This window comes from Occultella aeris (genome assembly GCF_902703175.1).
Classification (GTDB): Bacteria; Actinomycetota; Actinomycetes; order Actinomycetales; family Beutenbergiaceae; genus Occultella; species Occultella aeris.
In genome coordinates this window covers 1-21,909 of the sequence record NZ_CACRYJ010000032.1, presented here as the reverse complement: position 1 = coordinate 21,909, position 21,909 = coordinate 1, and the positions used below count along the sequence as shown (strand labels likewise).

The following is a 21,909-nucleotide window of genomic DNA, read 5'->3' as shown; positions in this document are numbered from 1 at the left end:
CTGCGCCAGTCCAGTGGATATCGCGTTGTCCAGGTCTCGGGGGGGAAGAGCGGATAATTCCGACCTCGAGTCCCCTTCGCAGCCTTCAGCAAGAGGCGCGGCCACCGCGTCGTCACGAGCGAACTCCATCGATGGTGTCCCCATAGATCTCCTCGAGAACGTCGACCGTAGCGTGGATGTCGAAGAGCCCGAGGACGTGTCTCCGCCCTGCCCTTCCGAACTCACGCCGCAGGTTCGCGTCCTCGATCAATACGCCGATGGCCTCTGCCAACTGGGAGGCGTCCGCCGGGTCTACGAGTCGACCGGTTCGTCCGTCCAGCACAGTGTCCTTCAGCCCTCCGACGCGGGTCGCGACAACGGGCTTCTCCATCAGCGCAGCCTCGATCATCGTATACGAAGCGGATTCGCTCAGGGATGGGTTGCTCAGAATGTCGAGACCTGAAAGGACGTTTCGCATGTCAGTTCGATGACCCAGGAATTGAAGTCTGTTCGTCGACACGAGTTTTTCCGCCCGTTTCTGCAGCGTGCGGCGATAACTGCCGTCCCCGCTGAACTCGTCACCGACGACAAAGAACCTCACGTCGTCGTAGCGTTCCGCAAGGATGGCAGCCGCATCGATGAACGTCTCGTGTCCTTTGACGCCGACAGCTTGGAACGCGCGCAGGGTGGTTGGGTACATGTGTGCGACCATGCCGACACCGATCTCGGATATACCCAGCGAGAACTCTTCACGAAAGGGCGAAGGGTTGTCCGAGGGAGCAAATTCATCCGTGTGGCATCCGTAGAAGTTCGTCCGGACATTACGTGCACCGAGATGGTCGTAGGTCTCCGCAAAATCCGTACATGATGCCACGAGTGTCGTGTCCCAACGCATCGTGGCACGATCGATCGCTGAGAGCAACGGGCTCTGCAGATGGACCGTCCCGGCCACCTGTGATATTAATGCAGGGCGCGCCCGTCCGCGCAGAATCGTCCGGCACACGATAATTGTCTTGTACAGATGAGCGTGCACCACGTCGAACTCTCCGTACCGGATCAATCTCGCCAGGTGCCGATGGGCGCGCCAAACACGCCACCATTCGCGTGGTCGGTATCCTCGGAATGGGATGACATGCACCTTGATTCCAAGCGTCTCGAGTCGATCCTTCAGTGGGCCGTCGCCAGTGACAACGGCTTCGACCTGGTGGCCCCTCCTGGCCAGTTCCGTGACCTGGTCGACGAACCATCCGCCACCGGTCGCAGTTCCACTGATCTGGAGAATTCTATAAGTCATTGGACCTCCCAGATGCGCTCCTCGCGTAAGGCGCGGCCAACAGTGCGACGAGCATGACCGTCGGAATCGGACTCAGAAGCGGCTCGCCGAAGAATGAGCAAACAAGTGCGGCTGTCAGTGGAAGTAGGCGGGTCCAAGCTGGCCCCGCGGGCTCTCGATGGGACTGCCTCACAAGACGAGCGAAGTATCGACCCATCCAGACCATCACGATGGCGAAGGTGATCGCACCGGTTCCCAGTAGAAGCGTCAAATAGGTGTTGTGGGGAAATGCGAGCCCGGCAGGTGCGCCATACTCGGCGAGAGCGGGGCGAATCGAGTGGAAGCCAACGCCAAGCAGTGGGTTGTCACGAGCTATGGCGAGCGCGGCCTCCCACAACTCGAGCCTGACCGAGGACGAAGCATCCAGCCCGCCGGCTCCCGAAGTGGTGTAGGCGACACGATCTTGGACTGCCATCGGAAGGTTCGCGTAGCCAACCAGGAGAAGGGGCAGGAACAGGAGGAAGGACTTGCGCTTACCGACAAGCACCAGCAGCAAGATTGCGCCCGCGGCGAGATATGCGCTCCGCGAGAACGTCAACGCGAGGGCACCCATGCAGAGTGCGACGGCGAGAACCGGTAGGAGGCGGCGTCGATCGGTTCGGAGGCTGCGCCCGACGCCCGCTCCGATTGCGATGGCGAACACCAGGCCGAGTGTATTGGAGTTGATCCAGGTGGAGTTCTCATAGATGAGCGTCCAGGAGTTGGTGCCCCCTCCCAGGACTCGCGGGCCAGCGAAAGAAATGAAGGCGATCGCGGTGACCGACGACGTCACAAGAATCGTCGACTCGACGCGTCGGAGGTCGCCAGCCGACCGGTAGTAGCTGGCGGCTAGGCAGCCCGTAAGGGCAACCAGGCCCACCAGTACCAGCGGGGCAACCTCGGCTTGGACCGAGAACAGCGCTGTCACGAGCGTGGTGAAGACGAGCCACGTCGCCAATAGCACTGGACCCGGACTCGGCGGGATTCCCGTCGCGTTCCTCCGACTTAGGGCGTTGAGAAGGACCCCAACGCCGACCATCAGGGGGCCGATGTAGGCAAGGGCACCGAAGGCGCCCGCGAAGGGTGCAGTGAGTACCGTTGCCGTCAGGACGGCGATGGCCCACACCTGAGATGGTGCTGGCTCGGAACTCGCACTGCCGGGCTGATTCTTGCGCCAGATCGCGCCAATCCGGTTATGGCTGCCACCCCGTCGACTTCCAACCGAATCAAGCATGCTGTGGTCTCCGTGCGTATCCGACACAGAACGTGACGGTCATCGTGATGTAACCAGCAGTGATGGCGATCGCAGCCCCCGTGGCGCCGAGGTGGGGCGACAGGAAAAGTTGCACGACCACTGACAAGGTGACGGCGAGCAGGCTGCCGAGTATGAGCGTTCCGTAACTCTCGATTGCCAGGAGGTGGCTCTGGAGCACTCGTGCCAACGCGAATGCAACGGCTCCAGGAAGAATCAGTTGGACGAGTGTCGAGGCTTCCGCGTAGTCCGCCCCGTAGAGGAACGGCACGACGATAGGTGCGAGTAGACCAAGTGCGAGGGCTCCGAATGCTGTGATGAGAGTGACTCTGAGCGCGTCCCGTAGCGGCCTCGCTGGGGCAATGTTCTGCGCAGAATAGCGTGGGAGAAGTACGAGACCGGCAGCGACTGGAAGGAACAGGAGGGCATCGACCAGTGGAGTCGCAACCGCGAGGAGTCCAGCAGCCCCGCTCGATCCGAGAGCCTGAACAAGTGGCGCGTGGATGCGAAGGAAGAGGATCTGCAGCAGCGTGATGGCGGTCATGCGCCTGGCGCTGGTCGCGACCCTGGTGGCAGCGTCGCGGGATGGTCGTCGAGCCCTGCCCCGCAGGGAGCCCAGGAGCACCATCGCACTGAACACGTAGCCGAGGACGAAAGCCGTGAGATAGGCGCCCAGCGACGTGACGCCGGCGATCGTCAGGCCTGCGATGCCAACCACATAGGCGGCGACCGTTCCGACGGTGGCGATGGTCCAGATGCGGTAGCGCCTCATGCCGAGGAGGCAGTTGCTGAGGAGTTGGCTCAGGACGACGAGGGGGATAGCGGCAACCGCTATCGCAACCTCCAGTGGTCGGAGGCCGACCAAGGGCACTTGGAACACGAGCAGCATTAGCGCGACGGGCACGGCTATGCCTGCGACGACCGCCGAGCGCCTGATCGATGTGTAGAGCACGGCGGCGCCGTCGCTACCGCCGGCAGACCGAAGGGCCGCCGTCTCGAGGCCGGCAGCTCCCACGGACGCCAGGAGTGAGACCAGCGTGATCGAAACAGACAGAACGCCACGAGCCGGCACATCGAGGGACCGAGCCAAGAGAACGCCGCCGACAAGAGAGACGCCGAGTGTCCCGAAGCGGGAGATCGTGACCAGCCCGATGGCGTGTGCGGTGCTCAAGGATGTCCTTGAACCTTCGGCAGAGACTCGCGCGCTGGTGGGCGAGGCGGTGGAGCGGCGGAGTGGACTCGGACGCTTCATGCGGCGGGTACGCCCTTGACAGTGCGTCCTGCCGCGACGTCACGAACGACACACGCTGCGGCGCCCACGATCGCCTCCGCGCCCACCGCGAGACCTTGAAGCACGGTGGCGTTGGCCCCGATGAGCACTCGATCGCTGATGAGACAGTCGCCGGAAATGACTGCTCCGGGATTGATGGAGACAAAATCGAGGACGCGGGCATCGTGGCCCACCGTGGAATTCGGGTTCATGTGGACGTGGTCGCCGAGCGTCACGTTGTTTGAGATCTGCACACCGGCGCAGACGATCACCCCGCGGCCCAAGCGTGTCGCGTGGCCGACCGTTGCCGATGGGTGCACGATTGTGGCCGCGCTCTCGGAAGCCGGATCTGTCCGTGAAACCACGTCGTACCGAATCCGAGGGTCGCCGATGCCGACGACATAGTGTGCCGTGCCCTGATACTCCGACCATCGGGCGATGGGGCCGAGGTATCGCACCCCGATGGCGGCGAGCTTCTCGAGACTCTGTCGGGTCGGTCGATCGTCCATCACACCGAGGAGCGGTGGCAGTGCCATCGGGTCAGCGGCCCGGATGTCGAGGATCACGTCGATCGCTTCCCGGCCGAATCCAGAGGCCCCGAAGACGACGGTTCCGTCAGGCATGGGTGCGCGGCCCTTCGTCGAAACGGCTCGAGGTTGCATGCCCAGGTTCGGCTACACCTCGTCGACGAATGACGAAGTGCAGGGTCCGCACCGCGATGGACGCGTCGAGGAGTACCGACATACGCTCGACATACTCCACGTCAAGTTCCAACCGTCTCTCCCACGGCACGGAGTTTCGGCCAGCCAGCTGGGCAATTCCGGTGATTCCTGGCCGAACGTCGTGCCGACGTCGCTGATCCTTGGTATACAGCGGTAGATACTCCGGCAGAAGCGGGCGCGGCCCAACGATACTCATATGTCCGACGAGGACGTTGTAGAAGGTTGGCAACTCGTCGAGGCTGGTCTCGCGCAGGAATCGACCGGTTCGCGTGATCCTCAACGCGTCAGGTTCTTTCTCATATACCGGCTCGCGCATGGTTCGGAACTTGACAAGGGTGAATTCCCGCTCGGCGAGACCTGGGCGGGTCTGCCTAAAGAGTACTGGGCGTCCTTGGGTTGTCACGAGGAGGCAAGCGACGATGAGTTGTATTGGCGCGGACAGGACTAGAGCCAGTGCGGACAGGACAACATCACCGAAGCGCTTTACCGGTGCGTAGTGTCCGGCGCTCATTTTTCCCGGCCGCCTTCCAGAAACCCCATGATAGCTGCCCGGATCCGTTGGGTGTCAGCCGGCCCGAGCGATGAGCCACTCGGTAGCGATAGACCGCATTCGAAGAATGACTCGCTGGTGCCGTCGACGTAGCAGTCGCTGCTTGCAAATATGGGTTGGAGGTGCATGGGCTTCCAGATCGGCCGAGCCTCGATGTCGGCGCGTTCCAAGTGCGTGATGAGATCGTCGGCGCTCCAGCCAGCGACTTGGGCGTCTACGATGATCGATGTGAGCCAGAAGTTGTCTCGAGTGGGTCCATTGCCGTCTGAACCGTCGGGTCCGCCGAAGACGGTCACTCCGGGGACTTCGTGGAATATCTCGCGATACATCAGGCGGTGCGTTCGACGCCGTTCTATCATCGCGGGCAGTCGTCGCAATTGGCTACTTCCCAAGGCGGCGAGCAGGTTCGAGAGGCGGTAGTTGTATCCGATGTCGACGTGTTCGTAGTGTCGAGTTGGCTGGCGGGCCTGAGTCGCGAGGTACCGAGCACGCTGTGCAATTTCGCCATCGTCGGTCAGCAGCGCTCCACCGCCGGAGGTCGTGATGATCTTGTTGCCATTGAACGATACTGCGGCGGCACTACCGGTCGAACCCGCGCTCTGGCCTTCTCTTGATGCACCCAACGATTCTGCCGCATCGGTAAGCACCGGAATCGCGAACTCGTTCGCAATATTACGGATCGATTCGTGGTCTGCCATCTTGCCGAACAGGTCGACCGGCAGGATTGCGGCCACCCGTCGGCCATGATTCCCCTGATCCTCGACCGCAAGTCGAAGCAGTGCAGGATTCATATTGCCGGTGCTGTCGGCGTCCACGAACACTGGTCGGGCACGCGTGTACACAATCGCGTTGGCCGTTGCTGCGAACGTCAATGTCGAGGTGATGACCGAGTCCCCTTCCCCGACGTCGAGGGTGAGTAGTCCCAAGTGGAGTGCCGCTGTCCCGGAGGACAGTGCGACGGCGTGTCTTCTCTCAGTGAGTGCGGCCAGGTCGCTCTCGAACTTGTCGACATGTGGCCCGAGCGGCGCGATCCAGCCTGACCGGAGTGCGCTGAGGACCGCTTCCTCCTCCTCCGCGCCGATGTCCGGTGACGACAGGTGGATGCGGCCGCTCACATTGCCCGACCCGGGTCGAAGCGACCGCGAGGCGTCCCTCTCGGATGCGGGCGTCCATGCGTCGCGTGCATCGGAAGTCGCGTGCATCGGAAGTTGTGCTCCTTCCCTCTAGACTCCCGGAAGTTCGTTGTCCCTCATCTGGTGGGGATGCGGAGCGGAGCCCTCATTTTCAGGCTACAGCTCCCCTCGAGGTCGTATTCCTGGGCGCGCCGGGTTCGACAGAACGGGCCGAGCAGAGCGAGGGTGTCAACACCGTATTGGCTCGGTGTCGTCGGGGCATCCGGGTAAACTGGGCGCCGCACCATGTCTGCGAGCGCACTTCGGCGCGCCCGCATCACGAACCAGAGAGAGTCAGGGATCCTCGTGCCCACCGGCAAGGTCAAGTTCTTCGACGCCGACCGCGGCTTCGGCTTCATCGCCTCCGACGACGGCGGCGAGGTATTCCTGCACGCCTCCGCGATGCCCCCTGACACCCCGGCCCCGAAGCCCGGCACACGCCTGGAGTTCGGTGTTGCCGACGGCCGCCGCGGCCTCCAGGCACTCTCGGTGCGGGTGCTCGACGCCGCCCCGTCCGTGGCTCGGGCACACCGTCGCCCGGCTGAGGACATGGGCCCGATCGTCGAGGACCTGATCAAACTGCTCGACCGCGCCGGCAACAAGCTCCGCGCGGGCCGCTACCCGGACAAGTCCGAGGCCACCAAGGTGGCCCAGATGCTGCGCGTCGTGGCCGACGAGTTCGACGCCTGAGACCCATGACGGAGACCTTCACCGTGCCCTCAACGACCACCAGCGCCCGCCGGCCTGCCAAGGACGCCGTACTCGCAGCCGCCGTCGACCAGGCCCGCGAGGCACTGCTCGAAGGGGGCGCGAAGGACGTCGGCGACCACCTCGGCATGGTGCTGGAGGCGGACCGACTTGCAACCCACTACTTCGCGGCCACCTCGCCCGGCTACGAGGGCTGGCGCTGGTACGTGACAGTGTCCCGGATCTCGCGGTCCCGGACCGCGACCGTCTGCGAGAGCGGACTGCTGCCGGGCGACGGCGCCCTGCTGGCCCCCGCCTGGCTCCCGTGGGCTGACCGACTGGCACCGGGGGACCTCGGGCCGACCGACCGGCTCCCGTACGTGGCCGAGGACGAGCGGCTCGAGCCCGGCTACCTGGCCACCGGGGACCCGGAGGAGGACCGGATCGCGATCGCGGAACTGGGTCTCGGACGCGACCGGGTGATGAACCGTAAGGCCATCGATGCCGCGGCCAGCCGGTGGTACGCGGGCTCCCAGGGTCCTGACACGGCGGGCACCAAGGCCGCCGGCGCGAACTGCGCCGAGTGCGGCTTCATCGTGCGGATCGCCGGGTCGCTCGGCACCGTGTTCGGGGTCTGCGCGAACGAGTGGTCGCCCGACGACGGCAAGGTCGTCGCCCTCGATCATGGCTGCGGCGCCCACTCCGAGACCGATGTCCCGCCGCAGGGCCACGAATGGCAGCAGAGTGCGCCGCACCTGGACGAGACGGACATCGAGGTGGTCGCCGTCCAGCCGGCAGCGCCGAGTGGGCCCGACGCGGAGCCGTCGCCCGAGGAGGACCCGATCGCCTGAGTCACCCTCGGCCGGCGTCACGCCGGTTGGTGATTCACCCGCCCAGTGTGATACGGAGGGGTCGCCCCGACGGGAGGGCTGGGGTAGATTTGATCGTGCAAGCCACGTTTGTGGATACCGCGCGCCTTACCCCGTCTAAAGGAGCCTGAATATGAAGAAGACCTTCCGTCTGAGATTCCGAATTGCCGCCGTCGCTGCTGCGACCGCACTCGGACTCGTCGCCGTCGGACCCGCGGCCATCGCTGCCACGCAGTCCGACGACGCCGTCGCCACGGGCTGGGGCGACGAGTTAATCCGCAACGGTTGGGGCGACGAGCTCATCCGTGCGGGCTGGGGGGACGAACTTATCCGCAACGGTTGGGGCGATGAGCTCATCCGTGCGGGTTGGGGCGATGAGCTCATCCGCAACGGTTGGGGCGACGAACTGATCTGACCTTCGGGTCGCGGGCTCGTGTGGACATGTCCTTGGATGTGTCCACACGAGCCCTTCGTCTTCTGGTCGTGGCTCGCCTGGTGCCCAGGAGGTGGTGACTAGCGGGCGCGATGCTCGGCGGCCGCCGATGAAGCAGCCGGGGAATGGACCGCAGGCAGGTCCTCCGGCGCCACCGGCGGTACCGGGACGTGCGTGATCAGGGGATGGAACGGCCGGGCGTCGGCCTCCTCCCGGCCAATGAGCACCTCGTGCATCTTCTCGCCGCCGCGAAGCCCCGTGAACGCGATATCGATCCGCTTGCCGGACTTCGCGATCATGCGCTTGGCGACGTCGAGGATGCTGACCGGTTCACCCATGTCCAGGACGAGGACCTCACCGCCGCGTCCGATCGCGGCGGCCTGGATCGTGAGCTCACATGCCTCGGGGATCGTCATGAAGTAGCGGGTGATCTCGGGATGCGTGACCGTGACCGGCCCGCCCTTGGCGATCTGGGCGCTGAACGTATGCAGCATCGATCCTCGGGAGCCGAGCACGTTCCCGAACCGGACAGACAGGTACGTGCCATCGGCACGCGCCGCCTGCCACGCCGTCAGTTGCTCCGCGATCCGTTTCGTGTGGCCGAGGACGCTGCTCGGATCGGCCGCCTTGTCCGTGGAGATGTTGACGAACTGCCGCACGCCGTACTCGTCCGCGAGCCGGAGCACGTTGAGGGTACCCAGGACATTGGTCTTCCACGCCTCCTCCGGGTACTGCTCGAGCATCGGCAGGTGCTTCAGCGCGGCCGTGTGGAGGATGACCTCCGGGCGCCGGGCCGCGAACACCTTTCGCAGCGCGTCCTCATCGCGGATGTCGCAGAGCACCACGTCGGGGGTGTCGAGCAGGCCCTGCCCGTAGATCGAGAGCTGGACGCCGTGCAGAGCGGACTCGTCGCGGTCGAGCATGGTCAGCTCGGAGGGACCGAACCGGTGCACCTGCCGCGCGAGCTCGGATCCGATCGAACCACCGGCGCCTGTGATCAGTACCCGGCGCCCGGTCAGGTAGCCGGCGATCGAGTCGATGTCGGTCTTGATCTGACGGCGCCCGAGGATGTCGCTCACCTCGATCTCCCGGACATCGCTGAGCCGGACGCGCCCGCCGATCAGGTCGGCGAGCGGTGGCAGCACCAGGAACTTGAGCCCGCCACCCATCACCAGGTCGGAGACCTCCCGGATCGTCGCGGCGTCCGCGTTCGTCACGGCGAAGATCACCGTGCGGGCACCGGCCTTCGCTGCGACATCGAGGAGGTGCTCACGGCGGCCGAGCACCGGCACGCCCAACAACCTGAGATTCCTCTTGGCCTTGTCGTCGTCGATGAATCCGACCACTCGGTACTGGGTCGCGTCGTCGGTGGCGATCAGCCGGATCAACTGATGCCCCGCATCCCCAGCCCCGTAGATGAGCACCGGCTTGTTGCGTACCCGAGAGTTCTTCTGCCAGCTGGTGCTCGCCCGATACATCCAGCGGCCCGCGGCCATGAAGAGCAGTGCGATGGGCGGGGTCAAGACGGCTACGGCGCGCGGGAACGATGAGCCGAGCAGCACCACGAAGGTGATCGCCAAGAGCGCCCCGACGGTGACGGCGGTGACCGCCATGCCGATCGACTCGTCGAAGCTCGCGGTCCTGTAGCGGCCCCGATACAGCATGAGCACGGTGCCGACGCCGACTTGGAGCACGCTCGCCGCAGCGACATACCAACCGACCGAGGCCCAGAGATCATCGGGCAAGGTGAAGTCGTACCGCGCCCCGACCACGAGTAGTACGGCGGCCGCCCAACTGAAGCAGTCCCAGACGGCGCGCAGGGCCCTTCGTCCCCACACCGAATTCATCGACTGATCTCATTCCCCCAGATTTCCGACTGTCCACAAAGACTAGTGGCTGGAATCGAGCGCGAGCCGACGGGCATTGGCACGCAATCCGCAGCCTGTCTGCCCCGGCCCCAATTTAGGCCCGCGCGCGTGTGAGCGCACGCCGGACGCGCGGCATCATGACCGCAGTTCGGTAGGTTGGGATTTCCTGCCGCCGCGGCGTTGTAGCTGGCCGCGACGCACCGTCTTGACCACTGACCCCCCGGTGCGCCGGGTCCGGCGGGTGCGAGACGATGGCCCCGCGATGACACCGACCCCCGAACACACCACGTCCCTGCGGACGATGATCCCCGGCGTGTACCTGCCCTCGCTGCTGTTCGAGATCGGCATCGGGGCGATGCTCCCGCTGATCGCTGTCACCGCCATCGGCCTCGGCGCGGACCTGGCCACAGCTGCCCTGGTGGCCGCCCTGCTACCGATCGGGCAGATCCTCGCCGACGTACCCGCCGGGATGCTCGCGGCCCGGTTCGGTGACCGCAAGGCCATGATCGGCTCCTCGATCGTGGCAATGGCAGGCATGGCCACCCTCGCACTCGCGCCGAACCTCATCGTGATCGGTGCGGGCGTGCTGCTGGTCGGGGCCACGAACTCCGTCTACACCCTCGCCAGGCAGTCCTACCTCACCGAGGTGATCCACCCGCTGCGCCGGGCCAGGGCGCTGTCCACGCTCGGCGGGGTCGCCCGGATCGGCCTGTTCATCGGCCCGTTCGCCGGCGCCGCCCTGATCCACGGCGGCGCGGACACCGCGAACGCCTACTGGCTCGGGGTGGGCACGTCCCTGGCCGCCGCGATCGTCGTGATCGTCGCGCCGGAGGTGGCCCACGAGCGCACCGTGGCCGCCCGGGACGCCGCGCCGCGCCGCCCGATGCGAGCCGTGCTGCGCGAGTACCTGCCCGTGTTCCGCACCCTGGGCGTGGCGGTGCTGCTCATCGGCGCGGTCCGGGGCGCCCGCCAGACGGTGCTGCCGCTGTGGACCGAGCACCTCGGCTTCGAACCCTCCGCGACCGCTCTGGTGTTCGGGATCTCCGGCGCCATCGACATGCTCCTGTTCTACCCGGCCGGCAAGGTCATGGACCGGTACGGCCGGCTCTGGGTGGCGATCCCGTCGATGCTCGTCATGGGCGCCGCGATGATCGCCCTGACCTTCACCGACAGCCTCGTCAGTGTCAGCATCGTCGCCATGATCATGGGCTTCGGGAACGGCATCGGCTCCGGCATCCTGATGACGCTCGGTGCGGACACCGCACCACCGGGCGAACGCGCGCAGTACCTCGGTATCTGGCGGCTGTTCTCCGACTCCGGCAGCGCCTCCGGCCCGCTCGTGGTCTCGGCCGGCACGGCGCTCGGCTCCCTCGCGGCCGGCATCGGGACGATGGGCGCCCTCGGCGCCGTTGCGGCGCTCGCGCTCTGGCGGTGGGTGCCCCGCTGGTCCGTGCACGCGAACCGGACCACCCGCCGTCGGGCCGGGATCCTTTGACTCCGAACGCCGCCCACACTCAGGCAGACGCCCGGGTCCGCTTCGAGTGGGGCCGGGCCGGGGCGACGCTGATCCGGCGCGGCGAGATCGCGGTGGTGGTGGACGTGCTCAGCTTCAGCACTGCCGTCTCGGTGGCTGCGGACCGCGGCATCACGGTGCTGCCCTACCCCTGGGCGCGTGCCGACGCCGCTGAGTACGCCCTCCGTCACGACGCCCAACCCGCCGTCCACCGGGACGACGCGGGACCGGACCGGATCACTCTCGCCCCCGGTTCGCTCCGCAGGGCCGAGGGGGTCCGGCGGGTCGTGCTGCCGTCACCGAACGGCGCCACGATCTCCTTCTCGCTGCACTCCGCGGGCGCGCAGGTGGTCGCCGGCTGTCTGCGCAACGCGGCCGCGGTCGGTCGGTGGGCCGCTACCCGAGGGGTCGGCATCCTGGTCGTCGCGGCCGGCGAGCGGTGGCCGGACGACACGCTGCGCCCGGCGGTGGAGGACCTCTGGGGCGCCGGCGCCGTGATCGACGCCGTCGCCGAGGCACTGCCCGACGGCGGTGGTGCGGCCGCGTCGGCCGGTGCGCCCGGAGTGTGCTCACCCGAGGCGCGGGTGGCCCGCGCTGCGTTCCTCGAGGCGCGCGCCGCGGCCGACGACGCCGGCTGGCCCGCGCTGCTTGCCGACCTTGCCAGCGGGCGGGAACTGGTCGCCGCCGGCCACGGCGAGGACGTGCGCATCGCCGCCGAGGTCGGCGGCTCCGACGTCGTCCCCCTGCTCGCCGGCGCACTCGCCGAGGGCCACGGGTTCACCCCGGCCGATCCGGCTCCGCTGACGCGAACTGTCGATGGTCATGCACGCGACCCGCACGTCGGGTCAGGCGAACGAGGCGGCATACGGCGAGCCACGCCGTCCTGAGCAGGAGTGACCTGCGCCGCAGGCGCCCCTGTGGGAGACTCGAAAGTGGAGCCACCACAGCAGGAGGCGTCATGTCGGAGACGGTCGAACAACCCAGCGATCTGACCGCGGCGGAGCCGAACGACCCGGTCGCGTTCACCCATGTGCTCGCGTTCGCGCGCAAGGTTGCCCACGAGCTGGAGGCGGCCCGGGTGCCGCAGGACGAGTGGGTGTCCCAGGAGTACCGGCCACCGCGTGCTGCCGAGCAGTTCGGGTGGCACGAACTCGGCGAGTCCGTGCTGGTCCCGACCCTGGAACGCCGGGAGCCCATCGGCGGCTGGCGCGTGACCGGCGCCCTCGTGGAGGAGCACTTCGTCACCGACAACAAGGGCGCACGCCTCGGCGCGGACGTCTCACGCCAGGTCCATGAGTTCTGGCTGCTCCGCACCGGCGAGCTGCGCGACGTCACGCTCACCACGGACGCCTCCGGCGCCACCACCGCGACCCGGACGGCGGTGGACCCACGCGCCGTCGGTGACCTGGTCCGGGCCCCGGAGTGGACCGAGGACGCCACGAGGGTGCACGGGCGGCTGCGGGTGCACCGCTACCGCACCGACGCCGACGCGGTGCACGCCGACCCCGCCCCGGCGCTCTCGGAACTGCTCACGACGCTGCGCCGCCGCGCCCACTGACGCCACCCCGGCCCGACGGCGGGCAGTTGCCCGGGCAGGTCGGGGCACCTGACATGATCGGTGCGTGCCCGCCCATCCCGAACGCCGCGTCGAGGTGCCGGGCGCGCGTGTGGCGCGCTGGGTTACCGGCTTCGGCGAGCGGCACGGCGGCGCCGAGATGGTCCTGGGCGGCGGGTCCGGTGCAGCGGTGGCGGACCTGCCGGGACCACCGGACGGCGTCACGCTGCTCGGTGCGGACGGCGCCACAGCAGTGCTGACCGCGTGGCCGGGTGAGCCACCCACCATCCTCGCCGACGTGCCCGGCTGGGCGCACGGCCCGACCGACCTCGTGCTGATCCTGGTCCGGCGAGGCGGGTACGCCGTCGGGCGGGCGCACGGCGCCGATCTGACCGCCCATAAGAGCGGCACCCGCTACGTGCAGTCGCGCACGGCCGCGGGCGGCTGGTCGCAGCAGCGGTTCGCCCGACGGCGGGGCAACCAGGCCGACGAGCTCGTCACCGCCGTCGTCGGGCACGTCGTGCGCATCCTCGGCGAGCATGTCCTACCGGCGGCGGGCGCGAACTCCGGCGGGCTGGTCCTCGGCGGCGACCGTGCCCTGGCCGCGCAGGTGCTGGAGGACCCGCGGCTGACCGTTCTCGCCGACCTCCCGCGGCGGTCCTTCCACGACGTGCCGGATCCACGGCTACGGGTGCTGAGCGACGTCCTCGACCGCTCCCGGGGCCTGCAGATCACGCTTCGCGAGCCCGGGGCGGGGTGAAGGGGTGGACCGCACGGGCCGATCATCCCGGTATCAGACGAACCCGGTGGGGCTCGGGTTGCGCTTACGGTGCCGTACGCAAGTATCGTGGCGGGTGGGGCCGATGCAGGGGCGCGTGTCCGGCCCGATCGAGACGAAGGACTGTGTAATGGACGCCTCCGGGTGCGAAGGGCTGGGTCGGATCCGATGAGCGCGGAACCAGCGACCACAGTCCGGGCGTCGGCGACGTTCGTGCACGCGCTCCCGGAGCAGCTCCGGGAACGGTTGACGCACCCGCGCTGGGGTACCGAACTCCTCGTCGACGAACTCATCGAGGCGATCTCCCTGGTCGGGACCGATGCTGCCGGGCGGCCGCTGGACGAGCCACGGTGGCGGTACGAGGTGACGGCCGTCGGCGTGGCCGTGAACAAGCGCGGCCGCGTCACGCGCCGGCCCGAGCTGGCCGTGTTCGCGCCCGCGGACCTGCCCGACCAGTACCGGGACCTGCTCCACGGGGCCGACGCGCTCTACGCGCGGATCAGTTCCGCCATCAGCGACTCGCTCGACTCCTCCCGGCTCGTCGACTGAGCCGGCCCGCCGGAGGCCGTTAGGGTGGGCCTGCCCCACGCACCGTGCGAACCGGGGCGTGGGAATCGAAGGACCGTCATGACGCGCCGTCTCGTCCAGTGTGCAGTCGCCACCCTCGCCGTCGGGCTCCTGGTGGGCTGCACGGACCCGTCGCCCGACACGTCCCCGTCGGCGACCGAGACCGCCAGTGAACAGGCCTCGGCGAGCCCGAGCGCCGAGGAGACCACCGCCGAGCCCGAGCCGGGCAACCAGGCCGACATCGATTTCGCGAACGCGATCCGGGCCTACCACGCGCAGAGTTCGCAGATGCACCAGGCGATCCTCAGCAAGGCCGGAGTGCCGGCGGACGTGCTCGCGCTGGCCGGGACCCTGAGCAACGTTCAGGGCCGCGAGAGCGAGGACCTCCAGCTGCTGCTGGTCGCCTGGGGCGAGGAGCCCGCCGACCCCGCGGCAGCCGGCACGCTCACCGGGATGCTCACGCCCGAGGAACTGCAGGAACTGTTCGTCGGCACCGGCTCCGACGCGAGCGTCATCTACATGAACGGGATGATCGCCCATCACGAGGCCACCCTGGCGCTCGCCGAGGAGGTGCTGACGACCGGCACCAGCCCGGAGCTCGCGGCCCTCGCCGAGCAGATCGTCACGGCCCAGCCCGAGGAGCTCACGGACCTGCGCGAGCTCCTCGCGGACGCCGATCCCACCGGGGCGACCGGATAGAGTGGACGCTGCCGTCGACGGACCTGTCCCGGCACGGACAGAGGGAGAACACGTGCAGATCCTGGTCACCGGCGCGTCCGGCATGCTCGGCACGGACGTCGTGACGGTCCTGCGCGACGCGGGGCATGATGTGCTGGCGCGCTCGCGGGCCGAGCTGGACATCACGGCCGGCCCGATCACACCCGAGGCCCTCGCAGGTGCGGACCTGGTGGTCAACTGCGCCGCCTGGACCGCCGTGGACGCGGCCGAGACCGCCGAGGCGGACGCCTTCACGGCGAACGCCGTCGGACCGGCGAACCTGGCCCGTGCGTGCGCGGCGGCCGGCGCCCGGCTCGTGCAGATCTCCACCGACTACGTGTTCGCCGGTGACGCAGGCGAACCGTATGCCGAGGACGCGCCGATCGCCCCCCGCTCCGCGTACGGACGCACGAAGGCCGCGGGGGAGTGGGCCGTACGTGCCGAAGCGCCCGAGCACTGGATCCTGCGGACGGCGTGGCTGTACGGCGCACACGGCCCGAACTTCGCTGCGACGATGGCCCGCCTCGCCGGCGAGAAGGACTCGCTCAGCGTCGTCGACGACCAGGTGGGCCAGCCCACCTGGACCGGGGACGTCGCGCGCCTGATCGCCGCGCTGATCGCCGCGGGCGCCCCGACCGGCACCTACCACGCCACCTCCGGGGGGCACGGGTCCTGGTTCGACTTCGCCCGCGCCGTCGTCGCCTCCGCAGGCCACGACCCGGCGAAGGTGACCCCGACCGACTCGGCCTCGTTCGCGCGCCCAGCACCCCGCCCGGCCTGGTCCGTGCTCGGCCACACCGCGCTGACGGCGATCGGCGTCGAGCCGATCGGGGACTGGCGCGAGCGCTGGGAGCAGGCGGCCGCCGTCGTGCTGGGCTGACTTCGCGCCCGGCCGGGCCGCGCGAACGAGACGACGCCGGCCCGTACCGGAGCAGGCTGTTCACGTGTCGTTCAACTCGCGGTTCGACGGGTGCACCACACTCGGAACCGTGACCTCCTCATTGCCTCTGCGCGCCGCCGAGTACCCGCACCCGAACCACGTGCTGGTGCACCTGTCCGACACCCACCTCCTGCCCGAGGGCGAGCTGCTGCACGGCGTGGCCCCGATGCGTGACCACCTTGAGGCACTGCTCGCGGACCTGGAGGCCACCAACATGCGCCCGGAGGCGCTGATCTTCACCGGGGACCTCGCGGACCGGGGCGAGGAGGAGGCATACCGGATCCTGCGCGGGATCGTGGCGCCGGTGGCCGAGCGCCTCGGCGCCGAACTGATCTGGGTGATGGGCAACCACGACGACCGCGCCACCATGCGGCGCACCCTCCTGGACGCACCGGCCGACGGATCTGATGCCGACCTGACCGAGCCCTACGACCGGGTGGTCATGCTCGGCGGGCTGCGCATCGTCGTCCTCGACTCCACGGTGCCCGGTCGTCACTACGGTGAGATCACCCCGGCCCAGCTCGAGTGGCTGGCCGGGGTGCTCGCCGAGCCCGCTCCGGAGGGCACCGTCCTCGCCCTGCACCACCCGCCTGCGCCGTGCGTGATGGACCTGCTCGTCACGTTCGAGCTGCGCGACCAGGACGCGCTCGCCGCGGTCCTGACCGGCACGGACGTGCGCGCCATCCTGGCCGGGCACTACCACTACTCGTCCACGTCGACGTTCGCCGGGATCCCGGTATCGGTGGCGTCGGCCACCTGCTACACCCAGGACCTGCAGACCCCGGACCGCGGCACCCGCGGCCGCGACGGCGCGCAGGCCTTCAACCTCGTGCACGTCTACGCCGACACGATCCTGCACTCGGTGGTCCCGATGGGCGGCGGCGCCACCGTCGGTGCGCACGTGGACGCGAACGCCACCGCGGAACGGCTCGCAGCGGCCGGCATGTACATCCGCGACGCCCAGGTCCTGCACGAAGTCCGCTGAGCCTGCCTCGCCGTGCACCTGCTCACCAATCCGCTGCTGCGCTACCGCTGGGGCTCCGGGGACCTGCTCCAGCGCCTGCTCGGCGTGCCGACGGACGGGCACCCGCTCGCCGAGGTGCGGATCGGTGCCCACGGTGAGGAGTCCTCGCAGCTCATCGAGGGAGGCCATGCGGTCCGGCTGGACCGGTTCGTCGCGGCGCACCCGGCCGCGACGCTCGGGGACGCGGCCACCCGGGACGGCGGCCGCCGGCTGCCGTTCGAGGCGCGCCTGCTCGCCACCACGGCGCCGCTGCCGCTGCAGGTGTGCCCCGACGCCACCCAGGCACGGGTCGGCCACGCCCGCGAGGAGGCGGCCAGCGTCGATGCCTACGCCCCACAGCGCCTCTACCCGGACGACTCCGCCCGCCCGGGACTGATCCACGCGTTCTCAGGTGTGCAGATGCTCGCCGGGTTCCGGCCGGTGCCGGCGATCCGGGCGTCGCTGGCCGGCTGGGACCTGTCGATCCTGGCCCCGATCGCCTCCGCGTTGACGCAGGCGGGGCCCGGCGACGAGCTGCTCTACGCGCTCACCACGCTGCTCGCGTCGAGTGCGACGAAGCAGCGGCAGATCGCCGAGGGTCTCGCGCGGGCCGCCCAGGAACACCCCGAGCATCCCGATGCAGGCCTCGTCACCCTGCTCGCCGAACACCACCCCGGTGACGTCGGGGTGGTCCTGGCTCTGCTGCTGAACCAGGTCCGGATGGAGCCCGGCGAGGTCCGGTACCTGCCGCCCGGGATGATCCACGGCTACCTGAGCGGGATGGGCCTGGAACTGACGGCGTCCTCCGGAAACGTGGTGCGCGCGGGCCTGAGCCTGGAGCACGTGGACCTGCGGCAGGTGCTGCGGATCGCCGGCCTGACCGTCGGCGAGCCGTCACGGCTCGAGTCAGTGCCCGACGGCGTCGCTGCCGTGTTCGCGTCGCCCGCGGGTGATCTGGGGTTGTGGGCGTCGCCGGGCGCACCCGGGCCGGTGCCCGGACCCGCGCACGGGCCGCGTCTGGTGGTGTGCCTGCATCGGTGGTCGCCGGAGGCCGACGCCGGCCCGGGCGGCCGCGCGACCGTCTCGCTGACCACGGACGCCGGCGGAATGACCCTCTCGACGGGGCAGAGCGCGTTCGTCTCCGACGCGGACGGCCCGCTCCGGGTGCGGTCATCCGGGCCGGTGCTCGTCGCCCACCTCCCCCAGGCGCGGTAGGACGGCGGCCCCGGTTCGCGCTGTCCACCGTCCTTGGGCAGGGTGGTGGGATGGTGACTCCTCCGATGGCGAGCCCGGACGTGCAGATCGAGTGGCGGGCACCTGTGTCCGACGACGAGCTCGTCGAGCTCACCAGATCACACGGCGGCTCGCCCGAGGCCGGGTGGTGGGACCGGGTGCGCGCACACTCGCTGGGCTGGGTGACCGCTCGATCCGGGGCCGGTCAGCTCGTCGGGTTCGTCAACGTGGCCTGGGACGGCGGTGACCACGCCTTCCTGATCGACACCAAGACTCGACCCACCCACCAGCGGCAAGGGCTCGGCACCGAGGTGGTGCGCCGCGCGGTCGAGGAGGCACGAGCAGCGGGGTGCGAGTGGCTCTTCGTGGACTTCGAGCCGACCCTGGCGGAGTTCTACCTCGAGGTGTGCGGGTTCCGCGCCACTCCCGCCGGCCTGATCCACCTGACCGGCCCGGCGTGATTCGGCTGTCGGTGCCGGCTTGTTCCACCGGTGGGTCCGAGACGCCTCAGCCGGCGTCGCGCAGGGCCGTGGCGAGCTCGTCGCGGGAGTGGATCGCGAGCTTCGTGTAGGCCTTGCGCAGGTGGTACTCGATCGTCTTCGGGCTCAGGAAGAGGGCGGCCGCGGCCTCCCGGGTGGTCCGGCCCTCGGCCAGGAGCAGGCACACCTGGAGTTCCTGGGGGGTGAGGGCGCCGGGGCCGGCGGCCTCGCGCGGCGGCACGTGCTCCCCGGTCGCCTCCAGCTCGGTCCGGGTGTTCGCCGCCCAGATCCGTGCGCCCAGCTCGTCGAACGACGCCAGTGCCGCTCGCAGGGGCGTGCGGGCGTCGACCCGGCGCCCGGCCCGGCGCAGCCGCATCCCGTACGTCAGGTGGGTCCGCGCCGTCTCGAACTCGTCCCGGGTATGCCGGTGGTGCGCCAGCGCGGAGGCGAAGTGGGCCTCGAAGTCCTCGTCGTCGGCGATCAGGCCGAGCGCGCGGTCGGCCCGCGCGAGGGTCCAGGGCCGGCCGTTCACGGCTGCGGCGGCCGTGAAGGCGCGGGCCACCTCTGCCGCGCCCTCGGAGTCACCGGTCCGCAGCAGCGCGTCGACCAGGTCCGGCCCGGGATGTAGATCGGGGTCGCCGACCTCGTCCTCGTCGAGCCGGGCCGCGGTGGCACCGAGCCTCGCCACGGCCTCGGCGGACCTGCCCTCGGAGAGGGCGAGCTCGCCCACGGCGAGCTCGCACCAGATCTCGCCGAAGCGGATCGACCGCTCCTGGCAGCGGGCCAGCGCGTCCGCGGCGTGCTCGCGGCACTGTGCGGCCCTACCGGAGCGTGCCTCCAGACAGGCCAGCCCCGCGAGCGACATCGCCAGCTCGCCACCCTGACCGGTCTCCCGGGCCAGCCGGGCCGCCTCGTCGTAGTTGGCCGCAGCCCGGTCCCAGGCGTTCGTGGTCGCCTGGTCGCGGGCCACGTGGAAGAGCAGGTTCGGCAGTGCTCCGACACCGACCCGGGCCCGCACCCGGTCCACGAGGCTGCGCAGCTCGCCGCCGCCGTCGGCGTCCCGTAGGAACAGCGGCGCCAGCAGCAGCCACGGAAGTGCCGCCGGGTGCGCGAGCGGGTCGACGTGGTCGGCCAGCTGTGACACGGCGTCCCTGAGCAGGACCGTGCTGTCCCGGCCGAGCAGCACCCCCGCGGTTCCGGACGCGGCCAGCCCGACGGCGCGGGCCACGGGGTCCGTCGCGAACGGCAGGGCGGCGGCGAGGCGCGCGTCGATCCGCCGCATGGCGCCGGTGTCGGCGAGGTACATGCAGGCGTGCCAGGCCTGGGCCAGGATCAGGACGCGCTGGTCGGGGTCGGCGAGCTCGGCCGCGCGCTCGAGGAGGCCAAGGCCTTCGCGCGCAGAGCCCGAGCGCACCGCGATGGTGGCCCGCAGCTCGGTGCCGGTCGCGGTCGCGGGTCCGCTCGGAGGCTCCACCTCGTCGAGCAGGGCGAGGGCCCGAACGCGTTGCCCGCCGGCCCACGCCGCGTGCGCGGCGGCGATCAGCCGCTCGTGGCTGTCACCGCGATCCGGGCTCAACCGCGCCGCCCGCTCGAAGGCAGTGGAGGCGACCGTGAACGCGGTGCGCACTCCCGCCCGATCGCCGAGTGCGGCCAGGAGCGCGGCCACGGACTCGTCGAGGCTGGTCGTGGCGGCGGCGAGGTGCCAGGCGTGCCGGTCGGCGTCCACCCCGGCGAGTTCGTCGGCGAGGGCGAGGTGTGCCCGTCGCCGCAGGTCGGGGCGCGCGGAGCCGTAGGCGGCCGCGCGCAGGAGCGGATGCCGGAACCTCACATGACCGCCGTCGATGGCGATCAGGCCGGCTCCGGCGGCACCGTCCAGTCCGGCGGGGTCGACGCCGAGACGACCGCAGGCCGCGCGGGTGAGCCGAAGGTCGTCACCGGCCATCGCGGCCACCATCGCGACGGTGCGCTCGTCCGGGGTGAGCGCGTCCAGACGTCGGGCGAAGGTGCGCTGCAGCCGGTCGGGCAGGGTCCGCGGCAGGCCGGCGCCGGCGTCGTCGGCCGCATCCGGCTCGCCGGCCAGTTCAAGGAGTGCCAGCGGGTTCCCGCCCGTCGAGCGGTACAGACCGTCGGCGTCGCGACGCCGACCCGCCGAGCCGAACGCCTCGTCCAGCAGCTGTTCCGCGGCCTCGGGGGACAGGCCACCGAGCTCGATCGTGGGCAGGCCCCGCACCGGCTCCGGCACCTCGGTGCTGCGTCCCGCGATCAGGATCGCGATCGGGTCGTTGCGCACCCGGCGTGCCGCGAACGCGACGGCGTCGACGGAGGGCTGGTCCGCCCACTGCACGTCGTCGAGCACCACGACGACCGGCCCGTCCTCGGCGAAGCGGGAGAGCAGGCTCAGTGTCGCAGCGCCGATGGCGAACCGGTCCGGGCCGCCACCGTGCCGCAGGCTCAGCGCGGTCCCTAGGGCCGCTGCCTGCGGGGCCGGGATGTCGTCGAGGAGCGGCAGCGCTGGTAGCACCAGGGCGTGCAGCGCCGCGAACGGGAGGTTCCCCTCGGCCTCGGCGGGCGTGGCCCGGAGCACGCGGACGTCGCCGGGCGGGACGCCGGCGAGTGCCTCGGTGAGCAGCGACGTCTTGCCGACCCCGGGTTCGCCGATGATCGTCAGCACCCCGCCGCTGCCCAGGCGCGCCGAGGCGAGGAGGCGGGACACCGTCTCCTGCTCGGCGGCCCGGCCGAGGAGCGTCACCGCTCAAGTCTAGGGAACCGTCGCAGTCAAATCCGCGGGATCGGTGTGGTTCCGACGCACGCGGTACGTCGGAGTCGCACCTCAACAGTGGGCCGGTGGGCGGGGAGCGCGGAGCGGGCAGGAGCGTGCAGGCGCGTCGCCCCGCGTGGTCCCTTCGGACCGTCCCATGCCTGGGCCGTAGTGGTGCGATTCCGAGGCACCCAGTGCGTCGGAATCGCCCCACTGACGCTCCGACCTGTGCTGCGGTGGGGCGATCCAGGG

General features: G+C 69.7%; 21 protein-coding genes. 13 read left to right on the top strand and 8 right to left on the bottom strand.

Annotation, left to right across the window (positions count from 1 at the left end):
- Positions 1 to 112 precede the first annotated feature (112 nt).
- The 6 genes from HALOF300_RS11420 to HALOF300_RS11395 form a co-directional block, all read right to left on the bottom strand.
- Positions 113 to 1,273, bottom strand: a complete 1,161-nt coding sequence (locus tag HALOF300_RS11420) for a glycosyltransferase (protein ID WP_156741068.1) — start codon at positions 1,271 to 1,273, stop codon at positions 113 to 115.
- Positions 1,263 to 2,417, bottom strand: coding sequence for an O-antigen ligase family protein (locus HALOF300_RS11415; protein WP_197522488.1), 1,155 nt, complete (start codon positions 2,415 to 2,417; stop codon positions 1,263 to 1,265). Before HALOF300_RS11415 ends, HALOF300_RS11420 begins: the two co-directional genes overlap by 11 nt.
- A 100-nt stretch (positions 2,418 to 2,517) precedes the next feature.
- Complete coding sequence (locus HALOF300_RS11410; RefSeq protein WP_197522487.1) at positions 2,518 to 3,714, bottom strand: MATE family efflux transporter; 1,197 nt, start codon at positions 3,712 to 3,714, stop codon at positions 2,518 to 2,520.
- 77 nt (positions 3,715 to 3,791) lie between these two features.
- Positions 3,792 to 4,436: an acetyltransferase gene (locus tag HALOF300_RS11405; protein ID WP_156741065.1), complete on the bottom strand. Its 645-nt coding sequence runs from the start codon at positions 4,434 to 4,436 to the stop codon at positions 3,792 to 3,794.
- A complete protein-coding gene (locus tag HALOF300_RS11400; protein ID WP_156741064.1) occupies positions 4,429 to 5,046 on the bottom strand; it encodes a sugar transferase in 618 nt (205 codons plus the stop codon). Before HALOF300_RS11400 ends, HALOF300_RS11405 begins: the two co-directional genes overlap by 8 nt.
- A complete protein-coding gene (locus tag HALOF300_RS11395; protein ID WP_197522486.1) occupies positions 5,043 to 6,200 on the bottom strand; it encodes a DegT/DnrJ/EryC1/StrS family aminotransferase in 1,158 nt (385 codons plus the stop codon). Before HALOF300_RS11395 ends, HALOF300_RS11400 begins: the two co-directional genes overlap by 4 nt.
- Before the next feature lie 363 nt (positions 6,201 to 6,563).
- On the opposite strand from HALOF300_RS11395, the gene HALOF300_RS11390 reads away from it, so the two are divergent.
- The 3 genes from HALOF300_RS11390 to HALOF300_RS11380 all read left to right on the top strand — a co-directional run bounded on the left by HALOF300_RS11390 (position 6,564) and on the right by HALOF300_RS11380 (position 8,228).
- A complete protein-coding gene (locus HALOF300_RS11390) occupies positions 6,564 to 6,947 on the top strand; it encodes a cold-shock protein (protein ID WP_156741062.1) in 384 nt (127 codons plus the stop codon).
- Positions 6,948 to 6,952: 5 nt separating this feature from the next.
- Complete coding sequence (locus HALOF300_RS11385; RefSeq protein ID WP_156741061.1) at positions 6,953 to 7,795, top strand: DUF3027 domain-containing protein; 843 nt, start codon at positions 6,953 to 6,955, stop codon at positions 7,793 to 7,795.
- A gap of 151 nt (positions 7,796 to 7,946) precedes the next feature.
- On the top strand, positions 7,947 to 8,228 hold the full coding sequence (locus tag HALOF300_RS11380) for a hypothetical protein (RefSeq protein ID WP_156741060.1): 282 nt from the start codon (positions 7,947 to 7,949) through the stop codon (positions 8,226 to 8,228).
- Positions 8,229 to 8,326: 98 nt separating this feature from the next.
- Here the strand turns inward: HALOF300_RS11380 and HALOF300_RS11375 are convergent, their stop codons facing one another.
- Positions 8,327 to 10,093: a polysaccharide biosynthesis protein gene (locus HALOF300_RS11375; RefSeq protein ID WP_156741059.1), complete on the bottom strand. Its 1,767-nt coding sequence runs from the start codon at positions 10,091 to 10,093 to the stop codon at positions 8,327 to 8,329.
- 283 nt (positions 10,094 to 10,376) lie between these two features.
- Here HALOF300_RS11375 and HALOF300_RS11370 point away from each other — a divergent pair, with 283 nt between their 5' ends.
- The 10 genes from HALOF300_RS11370 to HALOF300_RS11325 all read left to right on the top strand — a co-directional run bounded on the left by HALOF300_RS11370 (position 10,377) and on the right by HALOF300_RS11325 (position 18,881).
- A complete protein-coding gene (locus tag HALOF300_RS11370) occupies positions 10,377 to 11,609 on the top strand; it encodes an MFS transporter (protein ID WP_156741058.1) in 1,233 nt (410 codons plus the stop codon).
- Positions 11,606 to 12,514, top strand: a complete 909-nt coding sequence (locus HALOF300_RS11365) for a 2-phosphosulfolactate phosphatase (protein ID WP_156741057.1) — start codon at positions 11,606 to 11,608, stop codon at positions 12,512 to 12,514. The genes HALOF300_RS11370 and HALOF300_RS11365 overlap by 4 nt, the downstream gene beginning before the upstream one ends.
- Before the next feature lie 71 nt (positions 12,515 to 12,585).
- Complete coding sequence (locus HALOF300_RS11360) at positions 12,586 to 13,185, top strand: hypothetical protein (protein ID WP_156741056.1); 600 nt, start codon at positions 12,586 to 12,588, stop codon at positions 13,183 to 13,185.
- Between the two features lie 64 nt (positions 13,186 to 13,249).
- The gene (locus HALOF300_RS11355; protein ID WP_156741055.1) at positions 13,250 to 13,942 is read left to right on the top strand and encodes an acVLRF1 family peptidyl-tRNA hydrolase; all 693 of its coding nucleotides are present in this window, start codon (positions 13,250 to 13,252) and stop codon (positions 13,940 to 13,942) included.
- A 186-nt stretch (positions 13,943 to 14,128) separates the two neighbouring features.
- Positions 14,129 to 14,509, top strand: a complete 381-nt coding sequence (locus HALOF300_RS11350) for a hypothetical protein (protein WP_156741054.1) — start codon at positions 14,129 to 14,131, stop codon at positions 14,507 to 14,509.
- 78 nt (positions 14,510 to 14,587) lie between these two features.
- A complete protein-coding gene (locus HALOF300_RS11345) occupies positions 14,588 to 15,226 on the top strand; it encodes a DUF305 domain-containing protein (protein WP_156741053.1) in 639 nt (212 codons plus the stop codon).
- A gap of 52 nt (positions 15,227 to 15,278) precedes the next feature.
- Positions 15,279 to 16,124: a dTDP-4-dehydrorhamnose reductase gene (gene rfbD / locus HALOF300_RS11340; RefSeq protein ID WP_156741052.1), complete on the top strand. Its 846-nt coding sequence runs from the start codon at positions 15,279 to 15,281 to the stop codon at positions 16,122 to 16,124.
- 109 nt (positions 16,125 to 16,233) lie between these two features.
- The gene (locus HALOF300_RS11335) at positions 16,234 to 17,169 is read left to right on the top strand and encodes a phosphodiesterase (protein ID WP_269455282.1); all 936 of its coding nucleotides are present in this window, start codon (positions 16,234 to 16,236) and stop codon (positions 17,167 to 17,169) included.
- 12 nt (positions 17,170 to 17,181) lie between these two features.
- Positions 17,182 to 18,402: a mannose-6-phosphate isomerase, class I gene (gene manA, locus HALOF300_RS11330; RefSeq protein WP_156741051.1), complete on the top strand. Its 1,221-nt coding sequence runs from the start codon at positions 17,182 to 17,184 to the stop codon at positions 18,400 to 18,402.
- Between the two features lie 50 nt (positions 18,403 to 18,452).
- On the top strand, positions 18,453 to 18,881 hold the full coding sequence (locus HALOF300_RS11325; RefSeq protein ID WP_231955278.1) for a GNAT family N-acetyltransferase: 429 nt from the start codon (positions 18,453 to 18,455) through the stop codon (positions 18,879 to 18,881).
- Between the two features lie 46 nt (positions 18,882 to 18,927).
- On the opposite strand, the gene HALOF300_RS11320 is transcribed toward HALOF300_RS11325, so the two are convergent.
- Positions 18,928 to 21,648, bottom strand: a complete 2,721-nt coding sequence (locus HALOF300_RS11320) for a helix-turn-helix transcriptional regulator (RefSeq protein ID WP_156741050.1) — start codon at positions 21,646 to 21,648, stop codon at positions 18,928 to 18,930.
- Positions 21,649 to 21,909: the final 261 nt, after the last annotated feature.